This window comes from Pseudomonas sp. (genome assembly GCF_049301935.1).
Taxonomy (GTDB): Bacteria; Pseudomonadota; Gammaproteobacteria; order Pseudomonadales; family Pseudomonadaceae; genus Aquipseudomonas.
In genome coordinates, this window is sequence record NZ_JBAQLP010000053.1 from 13,095 (window position 1) to 30,901 (window position 17,807).

Below are 17,807 nucleotides of genomic sequence, written 5' to 3' on the forward strand. Positions count from 1 at the left end.
CTGCGCGGGCCGGTTGAGGGGATTGGCAATGACGATTGAATGGCAAGCCGGGCGTCTGGACAGCGATCTCGACGGCGTCGGCTTCGACACCCTGGCGGTGCGCGCCGGTCAGCACCGCTCGCCAGAGGGTGAACACAGCGAGGCGATCTACCCGACCTCCAGTTATGTATTCCGTACTGCGGCCGATGCCGCCGCGCGTTTTGCTGGCGAAGTGCCGGGCAACGTCTATTCGCGTTACACCAACCCGACGGTGCGCGCCTTCGAGGAACGCATCGCCGCGCTGGAAGGCGCCGAGCAGGCGGTCGCGACCTCATCTGGCATGTCGGCAATTCTGGCCATGGTCATGAGCCTGTGCAGCGGCGGCGATCATGTGCTGGTGTCGCGCAGCGTATTCGGCTCGACCATCAGCCTGTTCGAGAAATACCTCAAGCGCTTTGGCGTGCAGGTCGACTACGTGCCGCTGGCTGATCTCGACGGCTGGGCCGCTGCCTTCAAGCCCAATACCAAACTGTTGTTTGTCGAGTCGCCGTCCAACCCGTTGGCCGAATTGGTGGATATTGCTGCACTGGCCGAGATTGCTCATAGCAAGGGCGCGTTGCTGGCGGTGGACAACTGCTTCTGCACCCCAGCGTTGCAACAGCCGCTCAAGCTCGGTGCCGACGTGGTGATGCATTCGGCGACTAAATACATCGACGGTCAGGGCCGCAGCATGGGCGGCGTAGTCGCCGGCTCAGCCAAGCTGATGAGCGAAGTGGTGGGCTTTCTGCGCACCGCCGGGCCGACCCTCAGCCCGTTCAATGCCTGGATCTTCCTTAAAGGCCTGGAAACCCTGCGCATCCGCATGCAGGCGCATTGCGCCAGCGCGCTGCAACTGGCGCAGTGGTTGCAGCAGCAACCCGGTATCGAGCATGTGTACTACGCCGGTTTGCCCAGCCACCCGCAGCATGAGTTGGCCAAGCGCCAGCAGAGTGCCTTCGGTGCGGTGGTCAGCTTCGAGGTCAAGGGTGGCAAACAGGCGGCTTGGCGCTTTATCGATGCCACGCGGGTGATCTCGATCACCACTAACCTGGGTGATACCAAAACCACCATCGCCCATCCGGCGACCACTTCGCATGGGCGTTTGAGCCCAGCCGAACGGGCCAACGCCGGTATTCGCGACAACCTGATCCGCGTCGCGGTCGGCCTGGAAGACCTGGCGGATCTGCAGGCGGACCTGGCCCGAGGGCTGGCCGTACTCTGAGGTTCTGGCGCGTATTGCCAGTCGCTGCCAGCTAAGGCCCTGCTTTTATCAAGCAGGGCCTTTTTATTGTTGCTGGGTTATTCGCGCAGATCGATAGCCTCAGGCTCGGCCTGGTCGAATAGCTGCACCGGGTTGCTCGGCAGGATGCCGGGGCGGTAGTCCTCGCGTACATCGCCGAGTACACGGATATCACTGTATTTTTTCCCGGATAATGCCGCCATGCCAGCTGCGTCGCGGATCACAGTCGGGCGCAGGAACACCATCAGGTTGCGCTTGATGCGGGTTTCCTTGGTCGAGCGGAACAGTCGGCCGAGTAGGGGAATATCGCCGAGCAGCGGCACCTTGGAGTCGGCCTGGGTCACGTCATCCTGGATCAGCCCGCCGAGTACGATGACCTGGCCGTTTTCGGCGAGGATGGTGCTCTTGATCGAGCGTTTGTTGGTGATCAGGTCCACTGCATTGACGCCCTGGCTGGTGGGGGCGATTGAGGAGATTTCCTGCTCGATCTCCAGGCGCAGGCTGGCGCCCTCGTTGATATGCGGGGTGACCTTGAGGGTCACGCCGATGTCCTGACGCTCAATGGTGGTGAAGGGGTTGTCGGCACCGGACGCGCTGGTGGTGAAGGAACCTGTCTGGAACGGTACGTTCTGCCCGACCAGGATTTCTGCCTTCTGGTGATCCAGGGTTAGCAGGCTGGGGGTGGACAGCAGGTTGCTCTTGCTGTTGGCTGACAGCGCGGTGATCAGCACACCGAAACTGTCGGTACCCAGGCCGATAATGGCGCCGTCCGGCAGGTTGCCCAGGTTGGTGTTGGCGGTGTCGCTGTCTTTGTCCTGAATCGCCTGCAGAATGCGCCCGACCGACAGTCCGGTGCCGCTGAAGTTGGTGCCGCCCAGGCCGCCGGTGCTGCCACGGGCATCCACGGCCCACTGCACGCCCAGGGCGTCGCTGATATCGCCGGACACTTCGACAATCGCCGCTTCCACCATCACCTGGGCGCGCGGTACGTCGAGCTGGCGCACGATGTCTTCCAGGGTCGCCACCACATCGGGCTCGGCCAGCAGCACCAGGGCGTTGAGGCTCTCGTCGGCACGGATTAGCACGGTCTGCGGCTTGCTGGTGGTTTCGCCGCTGGTTTCCGGTTTGAGCTTCTCGGAAATCTCGCCCAGGGTTTCCGCCAGGCTCTTGGCATCGCCATGGCGCAGGCGGATCACCCGGGTATTGGCCGAGCGGCTGGTGGGGGTGTCGAGCGATTGCGCCAGGGTCATCAGTTTGGCCCGCGCGGCGGGTGGGCCGAGCAGAATCAGGCGGTTGCTGCGGCCATCGGCAATCACCTGGGTGCCGGATGCCCCCTTGGCCTGGCCGCGATCCACGGCGCTGCGCAGCACCTCGGCGGTATCCATGACCCAGGCATGCTGCAGGTTGAGTACGCTGTAGTCGTTCTGGCCTTTCTGGTCGAGCTGGCGTAGCAGGTCTTCGATGCGTTCGATATTGGCCGTACGGTCGCTGATGATGATCGCGTTGGCGCTGCTGATCGCCGCCAGGTGACCGTATTGCGGCACTAACGGGCGAATCAGCGGAATCAGCTCGGTGGCTGAGCCGTGTTGTACCTGAATCAATCGGGTTTCCAGGCGGTCCGGGGCGCTGCGGCCGGCATCCGCATCGGCCTTGGCCTCGGCGTTGGGCACGATGCGCGCCTGATCACCCTGGGTGATTACGCTGAAACCATGGGTGGCCATTACCGAGAGAAACAGCTGATAGACCTCAGTCAGTGTCAGCGGGCTGTTGGACACCACGCTGACTTGGCCCTTGACCCGTGGGTCGACAACAAAGGTCTGCCCGCTGATCTGCGCCACCTGGTCGATAAACTCGCGTATGTCGGCACCCTTGAGGTTGATGGTCCAGCTTTCTTCCTGCTGGCTGGCGCTGGGTGCGACGGCAGTAACGGCAGCGCTCAGTGGTAGCGGACTAAAAACCAGGCCGGCGGCCAGCAGGGCGATGGTGAGGCGCGAGAGAGTCGGGGTCATCGTGTCAGTTGTTGTCCGTGGGTTGTTCGGTGGGTTCTGCGTCGCTGGGTACAGTGCCAGAATCCTGCATCTGCTGGCGTAGGGCGTCCATGCGCTCGCGCAATTGGCTTAGATCATCAGATTCCATCTCGCTGAGCTGCTCAAGCGGGTCGGCCATGGCGTCCTGGGTATTGCTCTGCAGGCTGCCGGCACCCGAATCGTTGAGCGGAAAGCTCAGGCTTTCGCGGCGGCCGTTACGCAGCAATTCGACGCGGTCGGCGGCCACCGAATGCAGGCGCACGCCGCTGCTGATTTCGCTGTCGATGATGTAGCGCTGCGCGGTGCTGCCTTCGCTGCGAATAATGGCGCTGGAACGCTTGGGGTCAGCATGCACGAAGCTGCCGAGCAGGGTCAGGCGCAGGTTGGTGCTGGGGGCGATACCGTCACTGGCGGCGCTGTTGCTGCCGAACAGTTGGCTAATCTCGGGGTTGAGTGCAACCACCGGGGCTTTATCCGTGCTGCTGTTACTGGCAACTACCGGCGCTCGCAGCAAACGCAGCCAGTCGGCGCTCTGCCAGGCCAGACTGACGCTCATGGCCAGGATCAGGACAATGCCCACCAAGGTGGTGGCGTGCCGCTGCAGCCAGCGTTGGGGAGCCAAAAGGGGCAAGGGGCGTCACTCCGAAACTTATTATTATGAGGCGTGGGTCGCGCGCTGATGATAGACACTTGCCGGGCATTTGGCAGCCCCCTGTTGGGGTAGTGTATCGGTCAGCTCAATGTGCTAAAGATAGCGTGCTGTTTTCGCTCTACTGCGAGCAACTTACAACAATTAATTCACAGAACTCCGGCCTCCCAGGCTTCGCTTAGCGTCCTTTAGGGTTGCCCCGGGTTACTGTGCTTAAGGCATGTTACGAATGAATGCGCTGCTTACAGAAGAGCCCTTAAGGCGATTGCCCTTTAGCTTTGCCCGTCGTCATGGCGTGGTTCTGCTGAAAGCAGATGGTGTGCTGGGGCTGGCCTATCGTCCGGGTATCGAGCCGGTGGCGCTGGCCGAGGCGCAGCGTTTTGTCGGTGCGCAGTTGTCCCTGCATGCATTGTCGCTGGAGGCCTTCGAACAGGCCCTGGCCAAGGCCTATCAACATGATTCGGCGTCCATGCAGCTGGCCGAGGACATCGGTGGCAGCCTGGATCTGGCCGCTTTGGCCGAGCAGGTGCCGGAGACCGAGGACCTGCTGGAGCAGGAAGACGACGCGCCGATCATCCGCCTGATCAACGCCATCCTCGGCGAGGCGATCAAGGAAAACGCCTCGGATATTCACCTGGAAACCTTCGAGAAACGCCTGGTCGTGCGCTTCCGGGTGGACGGCATTCTGCGTGAGGTGCTGGAGCCCAAGCGCGAGCTGGCGGCCTTGCTGGTCTCAAGGATCAAGGTGATGGCGCGGCTGGATATCGCTGAAAAGCGCATCCCGCAGGATGGCCGTATTTCCCTGAAGGTCGGCGGGCGCGAGGTGGATGTGCGGGTTTCGACCCTGCCGTCGGCCAATGGCGAGCGGGTGGTGTTGCGTCTGCTCGACAAGCAGGCCGGCCGCCTCAACCTGCAGCACCTGGGCATGAGCGCACGTGACCGCGACCAGATGGAAGCCACCGTGCGCAAGCCCCATGGCATTCTGCTGGTCACCGGGCCTACCGGCTCGGGCAAGACCACCACGCTGTATGCCAGCCTGGTCAGCCTGAATGACCGCACGCGCAATATCCTTACCGTCGAAGACCCGATCGAGTATCACCTTGAGGGCATCGGCCAGACCCAGGTCAATTCCAAGGTCGATATGACCTTCGCCCGTGGCCTGCGCGCCATTCTGCGCCAGGACCCGGACGTGGTGATGGTCGGCGAAATTCGCGACAAGGAAACCGCCGAAATCGCCGTGCAGGCCTCGTTGACCGGCCACCTGGTGCTCTCGACCCTGCATACCAACAGTGCCATCGGCGCGATTACCCGTCTGGTGGACATGGGTATCGAGCCGTTTCTGCTGTCGTCGTCCTTGCTCGGTGTGCTGGCTCAGCGCCTGGTGCGGGTGCTCTGCCCGCATTGCAAACAGGCCTACCAGGCCGACGAAGCCGAATGCACATTGCTTGGCGTACCCTTCGCCCAGCCGCCGACTCTGTACCACGCCCGCGGCTGCGCCGAGTGCCATCAGCAGGGTTATCGCGGCCGTACCGGTATCTATGAGCTGGTGGTGTTCGATGATCACCTGCGTACGCTGATTCACAACGCCGCTTCCGAGCAGGACATGACCCGCCATGCCCGCAGCCTCGGCCCGAGCATCCGTGAGGATGGCCGGCGCAAGGTGCTGGAAGGGGCGACCACGGTCGAGGAAGTGCTGCGCGTGACCCGAGAAGAATAATGGCCGCGTTCGAATACCTCGCCCTCGACGGCAAGGGCCGCCAGCAGAAAGGCGTGCTGGAAGCCGACAGCGCGCGCCAGGTGCGGCAGATTCTGCGCGAGCGGCAACTGGCGCCGCTGGATGTCAAAGCCACCCGCACCCGTGAGCATGCGGGTGCAGGTTCGCACTTCAGTTTTGCCCGGGGCATTTCCGCCCGTGATCTGGCGCTGATCACCCGCCAGTTGGCGACCCTGGTGCAGGCGGCTTTACCAATTGAGGAAGCCCTGCGCGCGGCGGCTGCGCAGGCCAGTTCGCCGCGTATTCAAAGCATGTTGTTGGCGGTGCGTGCGCGGGTGCTGGAAGGCCATGACCTGGCCAGCAGCCTGAAAGAGTTTCCTTCGGCCTTTCCCGAGCTGTACCGCGCCACAGTGGCGGCGGGCGAGCATGCTGGCCACCTCGGCCCGGTGTTGGAACAGTTGGCCGATTACACCGAGCAACGTCAGCAGTCACGGCAGAAAATCCAGCTGGCGCTGCTCTATCCGCTGATTCTGATGTGCGCCTCCCTGCTGATTGTCGGCTTCCTGCTCGGCTATGTGGTGCCGGATGTCGTGCGGGTGTTTGTCGACTCCGGGCAGACCCTGCCGGCGCTGACGCGCGGCCTGATTGCCTTGAGTGATTGGGTCAAGGGCTGGGGCTGGCTGGCGGTGATTGTCGCCATCCTGGGCGTGTTCGCTTTGCGTTGGGCGCTGCGTGATGATGCGCTCAAGGCGCGCTGGCACGGCTTCTTGCTGCGTATCCCGCTGGTGGGGCGCTTGATTCGTGCCACCGACTGCGCGCGTTTTGCCTCGACCCTGGCAATTCTGACCCGCAGCGGCGTGCCGCTGGTTGAAGCCCTGGGTATAGGCGCGCAGGTGATCGCCAATCGGGTGATTCGCGCCGAGGTGGTGATCGCCGCGCAAAAGGTGCGCGAGGGCGGCAGCCTGACCCGCGCGCTGGAAGCCAGCGGCCAGTTCCCGCCGATGATGCTGCATATGATCGCCAGCGGCGAACGCTCGGGTGAGCTGGACCAGATGCTGGCGCGCACCGCGCGCAATCAGGAAAACGATTTGGGTGCCCAGGTGGCATTGCTGGTGGGGTTGTTCGAACCCTTTATGCTGGTCTTTATGGGGGCGGTGGTGCTGGTGATTGTACTGGCCATTCTGCTGCCGATTCTGTCTCTCAATCAGTTGGTGGGGTAAGCAGTGAACAAGCGTCAATCCGGTTTTACGCTGATCGAAATTATGGTGGTGGTGGTCATTCTGGGGATTTTGGCTGCCCTGGTGGTGCCGCAGGTCATGAGCCGGCCCGATCAGGCCAAGGTCACCGTGGCCAAGGGTGATATCAAGGCCGTGGCCGCCGCGCTGGATATGTACAAGCTGGACAACCAAGCCTATCCGAGTACCCAGCAAGGGCTGGAAGCGCTGGTGAAAAAGCCTTCTGGTAACCCGCAGCCGAAGAACTGGAACCGCGATGGCTACCTCAAGCGCCTGCCGATCGATCCCTGGGGCAACGTCTACCAATACCTGGCGCCGGGCACCAAGGGGGCTTTCGACCTGTATTCCCTGGGCGCCGACGGCAAAGAAGGCGGTAGTGATCAGGATACTGATATCGGTAATTGGGACCTCTGATCCCCATGCGCCAGCAACCGAGCCCGGCCGGGGGCTTTACCCTGATCGAACTATTGGTGGTGCTGGTGATCCTCGGCAGCCTGGTCGGTATTGCGGTGCTCAGCGTCGGCATCGCCGGTCCGGGGCGCGAGCTGCATAACGAAGCCGAACGGCTGGCCGGACTGATTGGCGTGCTGGCCGAGGAAGCGGTGCTGGATAACCAGGAATACGGCCTGCTGCTCAGCCGCGAGGCCTATCAGGTGTTGCGCTACGACTCGGCGAAGCAGAGTTGGCAGGCCTTGTCGGCCAAGCCCCATAAACTGCCCGACTGGGCCGAACTGAGCGTCGAATTGGAAGGCGCCGCGCTGGAGCTGCCGCTGCCAGAGGGCGAAGAGCCGAGCAAAGGCGCATTGACGCCGCAGCTGCTGCTGCTGTCCAGCGGTGAGATCAGCCCGTTTCGCTTACGCCTGGCCGAGCGCCGCGCCGATGGGCTGCGCCTGCAACTGGTTAGCGATGGTTTCCAATTGCCCAGGGTCGAGAGCGAGCTGTCGGCAGGGCGCAAACGATGAGGCGCGCGCGCGGCTTTACCCTGCTGGAAGTGCTGGTGGCCCTGGCGATTTTCGCCCTGGTCGCCGCCAGCGTGCTGACCGCCACCGCGCGCAGCCTGCAAACCGCCGCGCGTTTGGAAGAAAAGACCCTGGCCATGTGGATCGCCGACAATCAGCTGGCTGAATTGCAGTTGTCGAAGACCCCGGTTGCCGATGGCCGTGACCAGGGCGAGGTGGAGTTCGCCGGGCGGCGCTGGCAGTGGCAAAGCGAGGTTGAGGCCACCAGCGAGGCAGATATGCGCCGGGTCACCCTGTGGGTCGCGCCCGCAGAGCAGGGGCGTTTGGCTGGCGATGTGCGCGAGCGTGCGCTGGTCAGCCTCAATGGTTTTCTCGGGGTGATGCCATGAGGGCGGCGCGCGGCTTTACCCTGCTCGAATTGCTGATCGCCATTGCCATCTTTGCGCTGCTGGGGCTGGGCACCTACCGCATGCTCGACAGCGTGCTGCAAACCGATAAGGTCACCCGCGCCCATGAACTGCAATTGCGCGAACTGGTGCGCGCCATGGCCGCATTCGAACGTGATGTGCTGCAGGTGCAGGCCAGGCCTACGCGCGATCCCTTTGGCGACCCACGCGCTGCTTTGATTGGTGATGACCTGGGTAACCCGGCCCTGGAGTTGACTCGCAGTGGCTGGCGCAACCCGCTAGGGCAGTCGCGCTCCGGCCTGCAGCGCGTGCGCTGGCAACTCAGTGGCGAACTGTGGCAGCGCCAGTATTGGACGGTGCTGGATCAGGCGCAGGACAGCCAGCCGCAGATGCAACAAGCGCTGGATGGGGTGACTCGACTGCAACTGCGCTATCTGGATCAGCAGGGCACCTGGCAGACCAGCTGGCCGCCGCTGGGCAATAACCCGGACGATGCCCTCAAGCTCTTGCCGCAGGCTGTTGAGCTGGTGCTGGAGCATCGCCGTTATGGTGAACTGCGCCGTCTGCTGCGCCTGCCCGAAGGCTTGCCGGAGCGTCTGCAGCAAGCGCCTGAAGCGAGTCCAGATGATCCCGGTGAAGATATTTCCGAGGAGCCGCGCTTATGAATCGGCAGCGCGGTATGGCGCTGATCACCGTGTTGCTGGTGGTGGCGGTGGTCACGGTGGTCAGCGCGGGGATAATCGCCCGCCAGCAACTGTCGATCCGCAGCAGCGCCAATCAGCTGCACGTGCGTCAGGCCTGGCATTACGCCCTGGGCGGCGAGACCCTGGCCAAGGCTATTCTGCTGCGGGATTTACGTGAGGGTGATCCGCGTGCATCGGTGGATCATCCGGGCGAGGCCTGGGCCAAGTCGCGCGCGCCCTTTGCCCTGGATGAGGGTGGCACCTTGCGGGTGCAGATCAGCGATCCGAGCGGGCGTTTCAACCTCAACAGCCTGCTGCGTCAGGGCCAGCCCAATGAGGCCGCCGTGGCGCAGTTTCGCCGTCTGCTGCTGGGGCTGCAGATCGAAGCACCCTACGCCGAGCGGCTGCTTGATTGGTTGGATACCGACGATCAGCCCAGCGGCGGTTACGGCGCGGAAGACAACCAATACCTGCTGGCGCAGCCGCCTTATCGCGCGGGCAATCGGGAGTTGAAGGATGTCTCGGAGCTGCGCCTGTTGCTGGACATGAGCGAGGCGGACTACCAGCGCCTGTCGCCCTATGTCAGCGCCTTGCCGGCGGACGCCACGCTTAACGTCAATACCGCCAGCGCGCGGGTGTTGGCCAGCGTGGCTGAAGGGTTGCCCCTGAGTACCGCCCAGGGCCTGGTCGCCGCCCGAGGGGCCGAGGGCTATCGTGATGTACCGAGCTTTACCGCGCGGCTCAGCGGTTTGCAGCCTCAGAGCCAGGGTCTGGACGTCAAAAGTCAGTATTTTCAGGTGCTCAGCGAAGTCACTGTGGGTGAGCGCCGTCAGGTTTTACGCAGCACCTTGCAGCGCGCCAGTGATGGCCAAGTGTATGTTCTAGCCCGTGATTTGGGGCAGGGCGGTATGCCGCCCACGCCCGTTGAGGAAATCGAGCCATGAGTCAGACCTATGTATTTCTGCCGCCCGCCGCCTGTGCCGGCGCGCAGGCGGAGCTACCCGTGCAGTGGGTGGCCGACGGGGTGAGCGAAACCCTGGCATTCAGCGAGGCGCAGACGCAGCTTGGCGCCAGCTGGACCCTGGTCCTGCCCGTTGAGGCGGTGACGGCCTGCGCGGTCAATCTGCCGACGCGCAAGGCGCGCTGGCTGCGTCAGGCATTGCCGTTTGCGGTGGAAGAGCTGCTCGCCGAGGAAGTCGAGCTGATGCACCTGGCCTTGGGCGAGCAACTGGCCGATGGCCGCCATCGGGTATTTGCCGTGCGCCGCAGCTGGCTGGCCGGCTGGCTGGCGTTGTGCGCCACAGCGCCGCAGGCGATTGCCGTGGATGCCGACCTGTTGCCTGGGCCTGGCACTGCGCTCTTGCCGCTGCACGGTCGTTGGTTGCTCGGCGGCGAGAATGTCACCCGGATGGCGCTGCAGGCGCAGGACTGGCCGCTGCTGAGTCCCTTGTGTGAGCAGCCGCAGGTTGCCTGGGGTGATCCGCAGCAGCCGACGCCACAACCGGTGTGTGAGAGCATGGCGGTGGCCGAGCCCTTTGTTTGGCTGACCCAGCAGCCGCTGCGCAATAACCTGGCGCAGGGCGAGTTCGCCGTGCAAAGCAGTAACGGCCAGTGGCAGCGCTGGCGGCCGGTGTTGGGGTTGGTCGGCATGTGGCTGGTGCTGCAGTGGGGCTTCAATCTGGCGCAGGGCTGGCACCTGCAGCGTCAGGCCGATGAATACGCTGCCGCCAGCGCCGCGTTGTACAAGGAACTGTTCCCCCAGGACAGCAAGCTGGTCAACCTGCGTGCGCAGTTTGATCAGCACCTGCAGGCCGGCGCGGGCAGCGGACAAACCCGCTTGCTCGGCCTGCTCGCCCAGGTCAGTGGCGCGCTGGCTGCCGAGGGCGGCCAGGTGCAGATCAGTCAGGTGGATTTCAGCGAGGCGCGCGGCGATCTGGCCATGCAGGTACAGGCCGCCGGTTTTGCCGAGCTGGAGCGTCTGCGTGAGCGTTTGCAGGAAAGCGGCTTGGCGGTGCAACTGGGCTCGGCCAGCCGGGAAGGTGCAGGGGTCAGTGCGCGCGTGGTGATCGGAGGATGAACATGGTTTCGCAAGGCAAAGGCTTCCAGCTGGATAATTCGCTGTTGCTGCAACGCTGGCGTGCGCTGGCGCCGCGTGAGCAGTTCTCGCTCGGCAGTCTGGCGGCGTTTCTGCTGCTGGTGCTGCTCTATCTGACGCTCTGGCAGCCGGCGCAGGAGCGTCTGGCCGCAGCGCGTAGTGCATTTGCCGCGCAGCGCGAATTGAATGCCTACCTGCATAGCCAGGCGCCGGCGGCGCGCAATCTGGCCAGTACCCCGCAGCAGGCGATTGACCCCGAGCGGCTGCAAGGCATGGTCACGGCCACTGCGGCGACCCAGGGTCTGACCATCGAGCGATTGGATAACGCCGGCGACGGCGCCGTGCAGCTCAACCTGCAACCGGCACCTTTTGCCCAGTTGCTGCGTTGGTTCACCGTGCTGCAAGAGCAGGGCGTGCAAATCGCCGAAGCCGGGTTGGACCGCGCCGAGGACAATAAGGTGGCTGCTCGGTTAAGCCTGCGGGTGGCGCAATAATGGTGCGGCGTGCCCTGTGATGGCGCCTGGGGCGGACGGTTGTTTTTCCGCTTTTTTAGAAAAACTTGAAGCAGGGTGTTGACTTAGGTGCGGCCCTTGCGTAAATTTCGCGCCTCGCAAGCAGCGGGTGATTAGCTCAGCTGGGAGAGCATCTGCCTTACAAGCAGAGGGTCGGCGGTTCGATCCCGTCATCACCCACCACTCTTGTGAAACCGGACGCAAGTCCACCGACGCGCAGCGGTAGTTCAGTCGGTTAGAATACCGGCCTGTCACGCCGGGGGTCGCGGGTTCGAGTCCCGTCCGCTGCGCCATATTTTCCAGCTTGAGTTCGCTTAAGTTGAGATGGAAAAGCCCTACAGGCTGCTTCATCAGACGAAGCAAGAGTTGTACGGACGCAAGTCCACCGACATGCAGCGGTAGTTCAGTCGGTTAGAATACCGGCCTGTCACGCCGGGGGTCGCGGGTTCGAGTCCCGTCCGCTGCGCCATATTAGAAAACCCGCTGATAGCGATATCAGCGGGTTTTTTATTGCCTGCCATCCCTGGCGGCAACCCTTCGGGCCGTCGCTTCGCGACGTTAAAAAATCGTTCCAGACGATTTTTATGGCCTGCAATTTATTTTGAGGCTGCCCTGAGCCTCTAGCGCGACAAACTGTCATCTTGTGTTCATCTGTCTGCTCTAGCTTGATTGGCATGCTCTTTGTTTATGCAATGAGCGGTTGCTGACATATCGAGTGGGAGGAATAGGCAATGGACGATTATCAAGAAGAGCTGCTGGAAACCCGTGCCCGCGAGCAGGATGTGCCGGAGCGTGACGAAGACGCCACCGAACTCTGATCCGTATTAGAGCGGCTAAAGCGCGCGGCGCTGCTCGCGGCGGTAGTCGCCTGGGGTTTGCTGGTTCCAGCGTTTAAACGCGCGCTGGAAGGCCTCCGCCGAAGCAAAGCCGAGTAGGTAGGCGATTTCACCGAAGGCCAGTTCGGTGTCGCGGATATAGGCCATGGCCAGGTCGCGGCGGGTGTCGTTGAGGATGCTGCGAAACTGCGTGCCTTCCTCGGCCAGTTTGCGCCGCAGGGTCCAGGTCGGTAGCTGCAGGCGCGCGGCCACTTCTGCCAGGTCCGGTTCGCGACCATGCAGTAAAGGACCAAGCAGCTGAGTGATGCGCTCGCGCAGGTTGCGGGTGCGGGTCAGCTGCGTCAGTTCCCGCTCACAGATTTCCAGCAGGTGCCGCCAGGTACTGGGGCAGTGCTCGGGGTTGCGCAGATTCAGGCTCTGCTGGCTCAGACGCAGCTGGTTGTGCTCACTGGCAAACTCCACCGGGCAGTTAAACAGCTCGCCGTACTGCGCCGCATAGTCGGGCGCGGGAAATTCGATCTGCACTTTCTCCACAGGCAGCACTTGCTGCGCCAGCTTGCTGAGTTGTTGTGCCCAGCTGGCCAGTACCGAATCGATCACAAAGCGGTTGTAGGCGTTATACGGGCTGATCGAATAGAAGCGCAGCCAGGCGCCCCGACTGTCTTCGTGCAGGCTGGACTGGCCGCGGTAATTGCTGGCATACAGCGGTTCGAAGCGAATCAGCGCACGCGCCGCCTCGCGCACCGTCGGTGCCTGCATGACTGTAACGCCGGCCAGACCCAGTTGGCTCAGGCGGCTGGTTTGCCCCATCAGCAGGCCCAGGCCGGGTTCGCCACATTGCTGGATGGCGCTATGGCCCAGGCGCATATAGCGCGGAATTGATAGTCGCGCGCGCGGTTCGGCCAGGCGTGCGGCATCCAGGCCGTAACTGTCGAGCAATGGTTGCGGATCCTGGGCGCAATGACGCATGGCATCGGCCAGGCTGTCGACAAAGCCGACCGACAGATCGCCGAGTTTGACCCGTGTGCTTTTCAGCATTGCAAGGTTATCCCGTCTGCGCCCATTCAGGGTTGGGCATTTAGCTAAGGCGTCAGGGTAGGCAGGCGCTGGGACTTTGCCAAGGCTTGCTGCGCTTTTTGATCATTAGGTTGTTACTTTAGGTCATTGAGCTGTTCGGCGCGGCTGATTATCGTCTAGACCATATTCGACCGCGACCCGCCAAGAGGTTGCGGCACCCGTGATAGCCAACACCCGATGTGGAGATTCCCATGACTGCTCAGTACCCCAATCTGCTGGCCCCGCTCGATCTGGGCTTCACCACCCTGAAGAACCGCACCCTGATGGGCTCGATGCACACCGGGTTGGAAGAGAAGGCCAATGGTTTTGAGCGCATGGCGGCCTATTTCGCCGAGCGTGCCCGTGGCGGTGTTGGCCTGATGGTGACGGGCGGTATCGGCCCGAACGAGGAAGGCGGCGTGTATTCCGGTGCGGCCAAACTGACCACCGCCGAAGAAGCCGAAAAGCACAAGATCGTCACCCGCGCGGTGCACGCGGCGGACGGCAAGATCTGCATGCAGATCCTGCATGCCGGTCGCTATGCCTACAGCCCGAAATCGGTAGCGCCGAGCGCCATCCAGGCGCCGATCAACCCGTTCAAGCCGAAAGAGCTGGACGAGGAAGGCATCGAGAAGCAGATTCAGGACTTTATCAACTGCTCCGTGCTGGCCCAGCAGGCCGAGTACGACGGCGTTGAGATCATGGGTTCGGAAGGTTATTTCATTAACCAGTTCCTCGCCGCCCACACCAACCACCGCACCGACCGCTGGGGCGGCAGCTACGAAAACCGTATGCGCCTGCCGGTGGAAATCGTCCGCCGTGTCAGGGAAGCGGTGGGGCCGAACTTTATCATCATCTACCGCCTGTCGATGCTCGACCTGGTCGAGGGTGGCAGCACCTGGGACGAGATCGTGCTGTTGGCCAAGGCCATCGAGCAGGCCGGTGCGACCCTGATCAACACCGGCATCGGCTGGCACGAGGCGCGCATCCCGACCATCGCTACCAAGGTGCCGCGCGCGGCCTTCACCAAGGTCACCGCCAAGCTCAAGGGCGAAGTGTCGATCCCGCTGATCACCACCAACCGCATCAACACCCCGGAAGTGGCCGAGCAGGTACTGGCCGAAGGCGACGCCGACATGGTCTCCATGGCCCGTCCGTTCCTCGCCGACCCGGACTTCGTCAACAAGGCCGCTGCCGGTCGCAGCGATGAAATCAACACCTGCATCGGCTGCAACCAGGCCTGCCTGGACCACACCTTCGGCGGCAAGTTGACCAGCTGCCTGGTCAACCCGCGCGCCTGCCATGAGACCGAGCTGAACTACATTGCGACCACTGCGGTGAAGAAGATTGCCGTGGTCGGTGCCGGTCCTGCAGGCCTGTCCGCCGCCACGGTGGCGGCCGAGCGTGGTCACAGCGTGACCCTGTTCGATTCGGCATCCGAAATCGGTGGGCAGTTCAATGTGGCCAAGCGCGTACCAGGCAAGGAAGAGTTCTTCGAGACCCTGCGCTACTTCAAGCGCAAGCTGGAAACCACCGGCGTCGATCTGCGCCTGAATACCCGTGTTTCGGCCGATGACCTGGCCAAGGGCGGTTATGACGAAGTCATCCTGGCCACCGGTATTGCGCCGCGCACTCCGGCTATTCCGGGGATCGAGCACGCCAAGGTGATCAGCTACCTGGACGCCATCCTGCAACGCAAACCGGTTGGCCAGAAGGTCGCGGTGATCGGTGCCGGTGGTATCGGCTTCGATGTGTCCGAGTTCATCACCCACCAGGGCGAGGCCACCAGCCTTAACCGCGAGGAGTTCTGGAAGGAGTGGGGTATCGATGGTGCACTGGAGGCCCGTGGCGGCGTGGCGGGGATTCAGGCCCATCCGCACCCGGCGGCGCGTGAGGTGTTCCTGCTGCAGCGCAAGAAATCCAAGGTCGGCGACGGCCTGGGCAAGACCACTGGTTGGATCCACCGCACCGGCCTGAAGAACAAGAACGTGCAGATGCTCAACTCGGTCGAGTACCTCAAAGTCGACGACGCTGGCCTGCATATCAGCATCGCCGGTGGCGAGCCGCAGGTATTGCCGGTGGATACGGTGATCGTCTGCGCGGGGCAAGACCCGCTGCGCGAGCTGCAGGCAGGCCTGGAAAGCGCCGGGCAGAATGTGCACCTGATCGGTGGTGCCGATGTGGCCAGCGAGCTGGACGCCAAACGCGCGATCAACCAGGGCTCGCGCCTCGCCGCCGAACTCTGATCGAACAACGGCCCGCCTAGTGCGGGCCGTTTTGTATGTGGCTGACAACAATAAGGAGAAGCCCGTGTCCGAGAATCCTCAGCTACAACCGGCCGCTGCCGCCACCCTCGCGCAATGGCATGCTCTGATGCAGGCCAACGACCTGCGCAGCCTGCCGGAATTGTTGCACCCGCAGGCGCTGTTCCGCTCGCCCATGGCGCACAAACCCTATGCCGGTGCGCCCATGGTGTCGCTGATTCTCAATACCGTGAGCAAGGTGTTCGTCGACTTCGCCTATCACCGTGAACTGGCCAGCGCCGATGGCCTTAACGTAGTGTTGGAATTCAGTGCCAAGGTGGGCGAGCGCGAGCTCAAGGGTATCGACATGATTCGCTTTGACCAAGCCGGCAAGATTGTCGAGTTTGAAGTGATGGTTCGCCCCATGAGTGGCCTGCAGGCCCTGGGCGAAGAAATGGGCCGGCGCCTGGCGCCTTTTCTGGCGGCGGCCAAAGCCTGAAGCGTTGCACCAAATCCATCACAGTTTCGCCCGGTAAGCCGGTTTTTAGTGGCGGGTTGGCAGGGTGACTGCCAACCCAGTCACATTGCCGAGCTTGGTTTTTCCCCTAGACTTGCAGAAACAAGGGTGTGGCGCCTGCAACCGAAGTCTTGTATGGCTCGTCATAATGTTGACGGTCTTGCCATGTGCGCTAGTTTTTGCGCAGCATGGACAAGCGTCACGCATTGAGCGCTGCGCCCGTTTCGGCCTAGAGGAAAAGCGATGAGCATGCAGAACAAGCCGAAGATGGTTGAGGCCGTACTGTTCTTCAGTGAGCGCGGCGGCATCTGCAAGCAAATGTTTTTCACTGAGTTCGAAGCCTTGCTCGATGGCGTTGTGAATATGCCCGAGTTCGCCGACCAGCAGATGCGTATCGCTTTCGCGCTGATCAACCCGCGTTTGCTGATCAAGGCGCTGGTGTTCTTTTACCTGGATTTCGATGAAAAGGGTGCGCCGGACTCTGGTTGGAATATCCCCCTGCAGGCATTGGCTGAGCGCGCCGGACGTGGCCCTGATCTGGGCGCAGGGCCGATTCGTCTGGCCTGCCGCAGCCAATGCCCGGTGTCCTGGCATCAAATGCATCTCTGGGACCCCAGCTTGGCTCCTGGCAATAATGACCTGGCATTGCTGCGCGATGTTATCAAGCGCAACAGCCTAGGCCTGCTGGTCGAGGATGACGGGGCTCAAGCGGTTACCCCTGAGCGCCTGCAAATGGCGTCCGAAGACAAGTGGTATGCCCCTGATCCGGCTCAGGATGAAGCGGTCAAAGCGAGCGATAAACGCGATCAAGCCCACCGCTTAAAAACTGCGCAACTGATCAAACAGCAACGTTTGCGCATTAGCAGCCTGACCCAGCAGCACGAAGAAGAACTGGCCAAGTTTAAGTTGGCCAGCGACGAACAGAGCAAGAGTCTCCAGGCGCAAATCCAAGGCCTGCATCAGGCTCTGCGCCAGCAGGAAGAGCACAATGCTGCGTTGAAGGCGCAACTGGCCGCTCAGGCTGCGAGTTTCCAGACCTCCCGCGAGGATATGACCGAACAGCTGCGTGCACTGCAGTCTGATGGCCGCAGTGAGAGCGACAGCCTGCGTGCCCAGTTCGAGGGCGAGATGCAGGCCAAGATCGCCTCTGCGGTAGCCGAATACAAAGAGCAGATTGCCATTCGCGATGTCGAGCTGGCTTATCGCGGCGAGCAGGAAACCCAGGCGCTGCAGGAGATTAATCGCCTCAAGCGCGCCTATACCGAACTGGTCAGCCAGGGCGGGGATCAGATTCTCGAGCGCTTGGCCAAGCTCGGCGTGGTGTTTGTGGTCTATCACCCTGGGGCCGGGCATTTGACCATTCCCTTGCAGGATGTTGCCGCCTACCAGGACAACCCATTGGCCTATGCCGCGGCCAAGTGTTTTGTCAGTGAAGAGCAGTACCGTCAGTGGCTGGCGCATTACCAGCAGCCGAGTTGCGAGGCTCTGCTGCCAAGTGGCGAGCGTTGCGCCATCCCCATCGACCGTATCGACACGCCAAGCCGATTTGCTCTGGGTGAATCCAATTGCTGTGCGCGGCACAAGGCCAACAGCCGTTTGCGTACTGTTAGTTAACC

General features: G+C 62.5%; 16 protein-coding genes and 3 tRNA genes. 16 read left to right on the forward strand and 3 right to left on the reverse strand.

Annotated elements, in window-relative coordinates:
* Positions 1 to 28 precede the first annotated feature (28 nt).
* The gene (locus tag WA145_RS06945) at positions 29 to 1,240 is read left to right on the forward strand and encodes an O-succinylhomoserine sulfhydrylase (protein WP_422580868.1); all 1,212 of its coding nucleotides are present in this window, start codon (positions 29 to 31) and stop codon (positions 1,238 to 1,240) included.
* A 77-nt stretch (positions 1,241 to 1,317) separates the two neighbouring features.
* Here the strand turns inward: WA145_RS06945 and gspD are convergent, their stop codons facing one another.
* Together gspD and WA145_RS06955 are read right to left on the reverse strand one after the other, a co-directional pair.
* Positions 1,318 to 3,267 (reverse strand): type II secretion system secretin GspD, encoded by a 1,950-nt coding sequence (gene gspD / locus WA145_RS06950; protein ID WP_422580869.1) that lies wholly within the window; start codon positions 3,265 to 3,267, stop codon positions 1,318 to 1,320.
* Between the two features lie 4 nt (positions 3,268 to 3,271).
* Positions 3,272 to 3,916: a type II secretion system protein N gene (locus WA145_RS06955; RefSeq protein ID WP_422580870.1), complete on the reverse strand. Its 645-nt coding sequence runs from the start codon at positions 3,914 to 3,916 to the stop codon at positions 3,272 to 3,274.
* Positions 3,917 to 4,154: 238 nt separating this feature from the next.
* Here WA145_RS06955 and gspE point away from each other — a divergent pair, with 238 nt between their 5' ends.
* The 12 genes from gspE to WA145_RS07015 all read left to right on the forward strand — a co-directional run bounded on the left by gspE (position 4,155) and on the right by WA145_RS07015 (position 12,008).
* Positions 4,155 to 5,651, forward strand: a complete 1,497-nt coding sequence (gene gspE / locus WA145_RS06960; protein ID WP_422580871.1) for a type II secretion system ATPase GspE — start codon at positions 4,155 to 4,157, stop codon at positions 5,649 to 5,651.
* A complete protein-coding gene (xcpS, locus tag WA145_RS06965) occupies positions 5,651 to 6,868 on the forward strand; it encodes a GspF family T2SS innner membrane protein variant XcpS (RefSeq protein WP_422580872.1) in 1,218 nt (405 codons plus the stop codon). Before gspE ends, xcpS begins: the two co-directional genes overlap by 1 nt.
* A gap of 3 nt (positions 6,869 to 6,871) precedes the next feature.
* Positions 6,872 to 7,297 (forward strand): type II secretion system major pseudopilin GspG, encoded by a 426-nt coding sequence (gspG, locus tag WA145_RS06970; protein WP_422580873.1) that lies wholly within the window; start codon positions 6,872 to 6,874, stop codon positions 7,295 to 7,297.
* Between the two features lie 5 nt (positions 7,298 to 7,302).
* A complete protein-coding gene (gene gspH / locus WA145_RS06975; RefSeq protein WP_422580874.1) occupies positions 7,303 to 7,845 on the forward strand; it encodes a type II secretion system minor pseudopilin GspH in 543 nt (180 codons plus the stop codon).
* A complete protein-coding gene (gspI, locus tag WA145_RS06980; RefSeq protein ID WP_422580875.1) occupies positions 7,842 to 8,231 on the forward strand; it encodes a type II secretion system minor pseudopilin GspI in 390 nt (129 codons plus the stop codon). Before gspH ends, gspI begins: the two co-directional genes overlap by 4 nt.
* On the forward strand, positions 8,228 to 8,914 hold the full coding sequence (gspJ, locus tag WA145_RS06985) for a type II secretion system minor pseudopilin GspJ (RefSeq protein WP_422580876.1): 687 nt from the start codon (positions 8,228 to 8,230) through the stop codon (positions 8,912 to 8,914). Before gspI ends, gspJ begins: the two co-directional genes overlap by 4 nt.
* Complete coding sequence (gene gspK, locus WA145_RS06990) at positions 8,911 to 9,876, forward strand: type II secretion system minor pseudopilin GspK (RefSeq protein WP_422580877.1); 966 nt, start codon at positions 8,911 to 8,913, stop codon at positions 9,874 to 9,876. Before gspJ ends, gspK begins: the two co-directional genes overlap by 4 nt.
* The gene (gene gspL / locus WA145_RS06995; protein WP_422580878.1) at positions 9,873 to 11,009 is read left to right on the forward strand and encodes a type II secretion system protein GspL; all 1,137 of its coding nucleotides are present in this window, start codon (positions 9,873 to 9,875) and stop codon (positions 11,007 to 11,009) included. Before gspK ends, gspL begins: the two co-directional genes overlap by 4 nt.
* A 2-nt stretch (positions 11,010 to 11,011) precedes the next feature.
* Entirely contained in the window at positions 11,012 to 11,521 is a 510-nt protein-coding gene (locus WA145_RS07000; protein ID WP_422580879.1) for a type II secretion system protein M, read from the forward strand.
* Positions 11,522 to 11,646: 125 nt separating this feature from the next.
* Positions 11,647 to 11,722, forward strand: a tRNA-Val gene (locus WA145_RS07005).
* Between the two features lie 33 nt (positions 11,723 to 11,755).
* Positions 11,756 to 11,832, forward strand: a tRNA-Asp gene (locus WA145_RS07010).
* A gap of 99 nt (positions 11,833 to 11,931) precedes the next feature.
* Positions 11,932 to 12,008, forward strand: a tRNA-Asp gene (locus tag WA145_RS07015).
* Between the two features lie 364 nt (positions 12,009 to 12,372).
* Here WA145_RS07015 and WA145_RS07020 read toward each other — a convergent pair.
* On the reverse strand, positions 12,373 to 13,413 hold the full coding sequence (locus tag WA145_RS07020; protein WP_422580880.1) for an AraC family transcriptional regulator: 1,041 nt from the start codon (positions 13,411 to 13,413) through the stop codon (positions 12,373 to 12,375).
* Between the two features lie 230 nt (positions 13,414 to 13,643).
* On the opposite strand from WA145_RS07020, the gene WA145_RS07025 reads away from it, so the two are divergent.
* From WA145_RS07025 to WA145_RS07035, 3 genes are all read left to right on the forward strand, one after another.
* Positions 13,644 to 15,677, forward strand: a complete 2,034-nt coding sequence (locus tag WA145_RS07025; protein WP_422580881.1) for an FAD-dependent oxidoreductase — start codon at positions 13,644 to 13,646, stop codon at positions 15,675 to 15,677.
* Positions 15,678 to 15,804: 127 nt separating this feature from the next.
* Complete coding sequence (locus tag WA145_RS07030) at positions 15,805 to 16,173, forward strand: nuclear transport factor 2 family protein (RefSeq protein ID WP_422580958.1); 369 nt, start codon at positions 15,805 to 15,807, stop codon at positions 16,171 to 16,173.
* Positions 16,174 to 16,434: 261 nt separating this feature from the next.
* Complete coding sequence (locus WA145_RS07035) at positions 16,435 to 17,805, forward strand: chromosome partitioning protein ParA (protein WP_422580882.1); 1,371 nt, start codon at positions 16,435 to 16,437, stop codon at positions 17,803 to 17,805.
* Positions 17,806 to 17,807 lie beyond the last annotated feature (2 nt).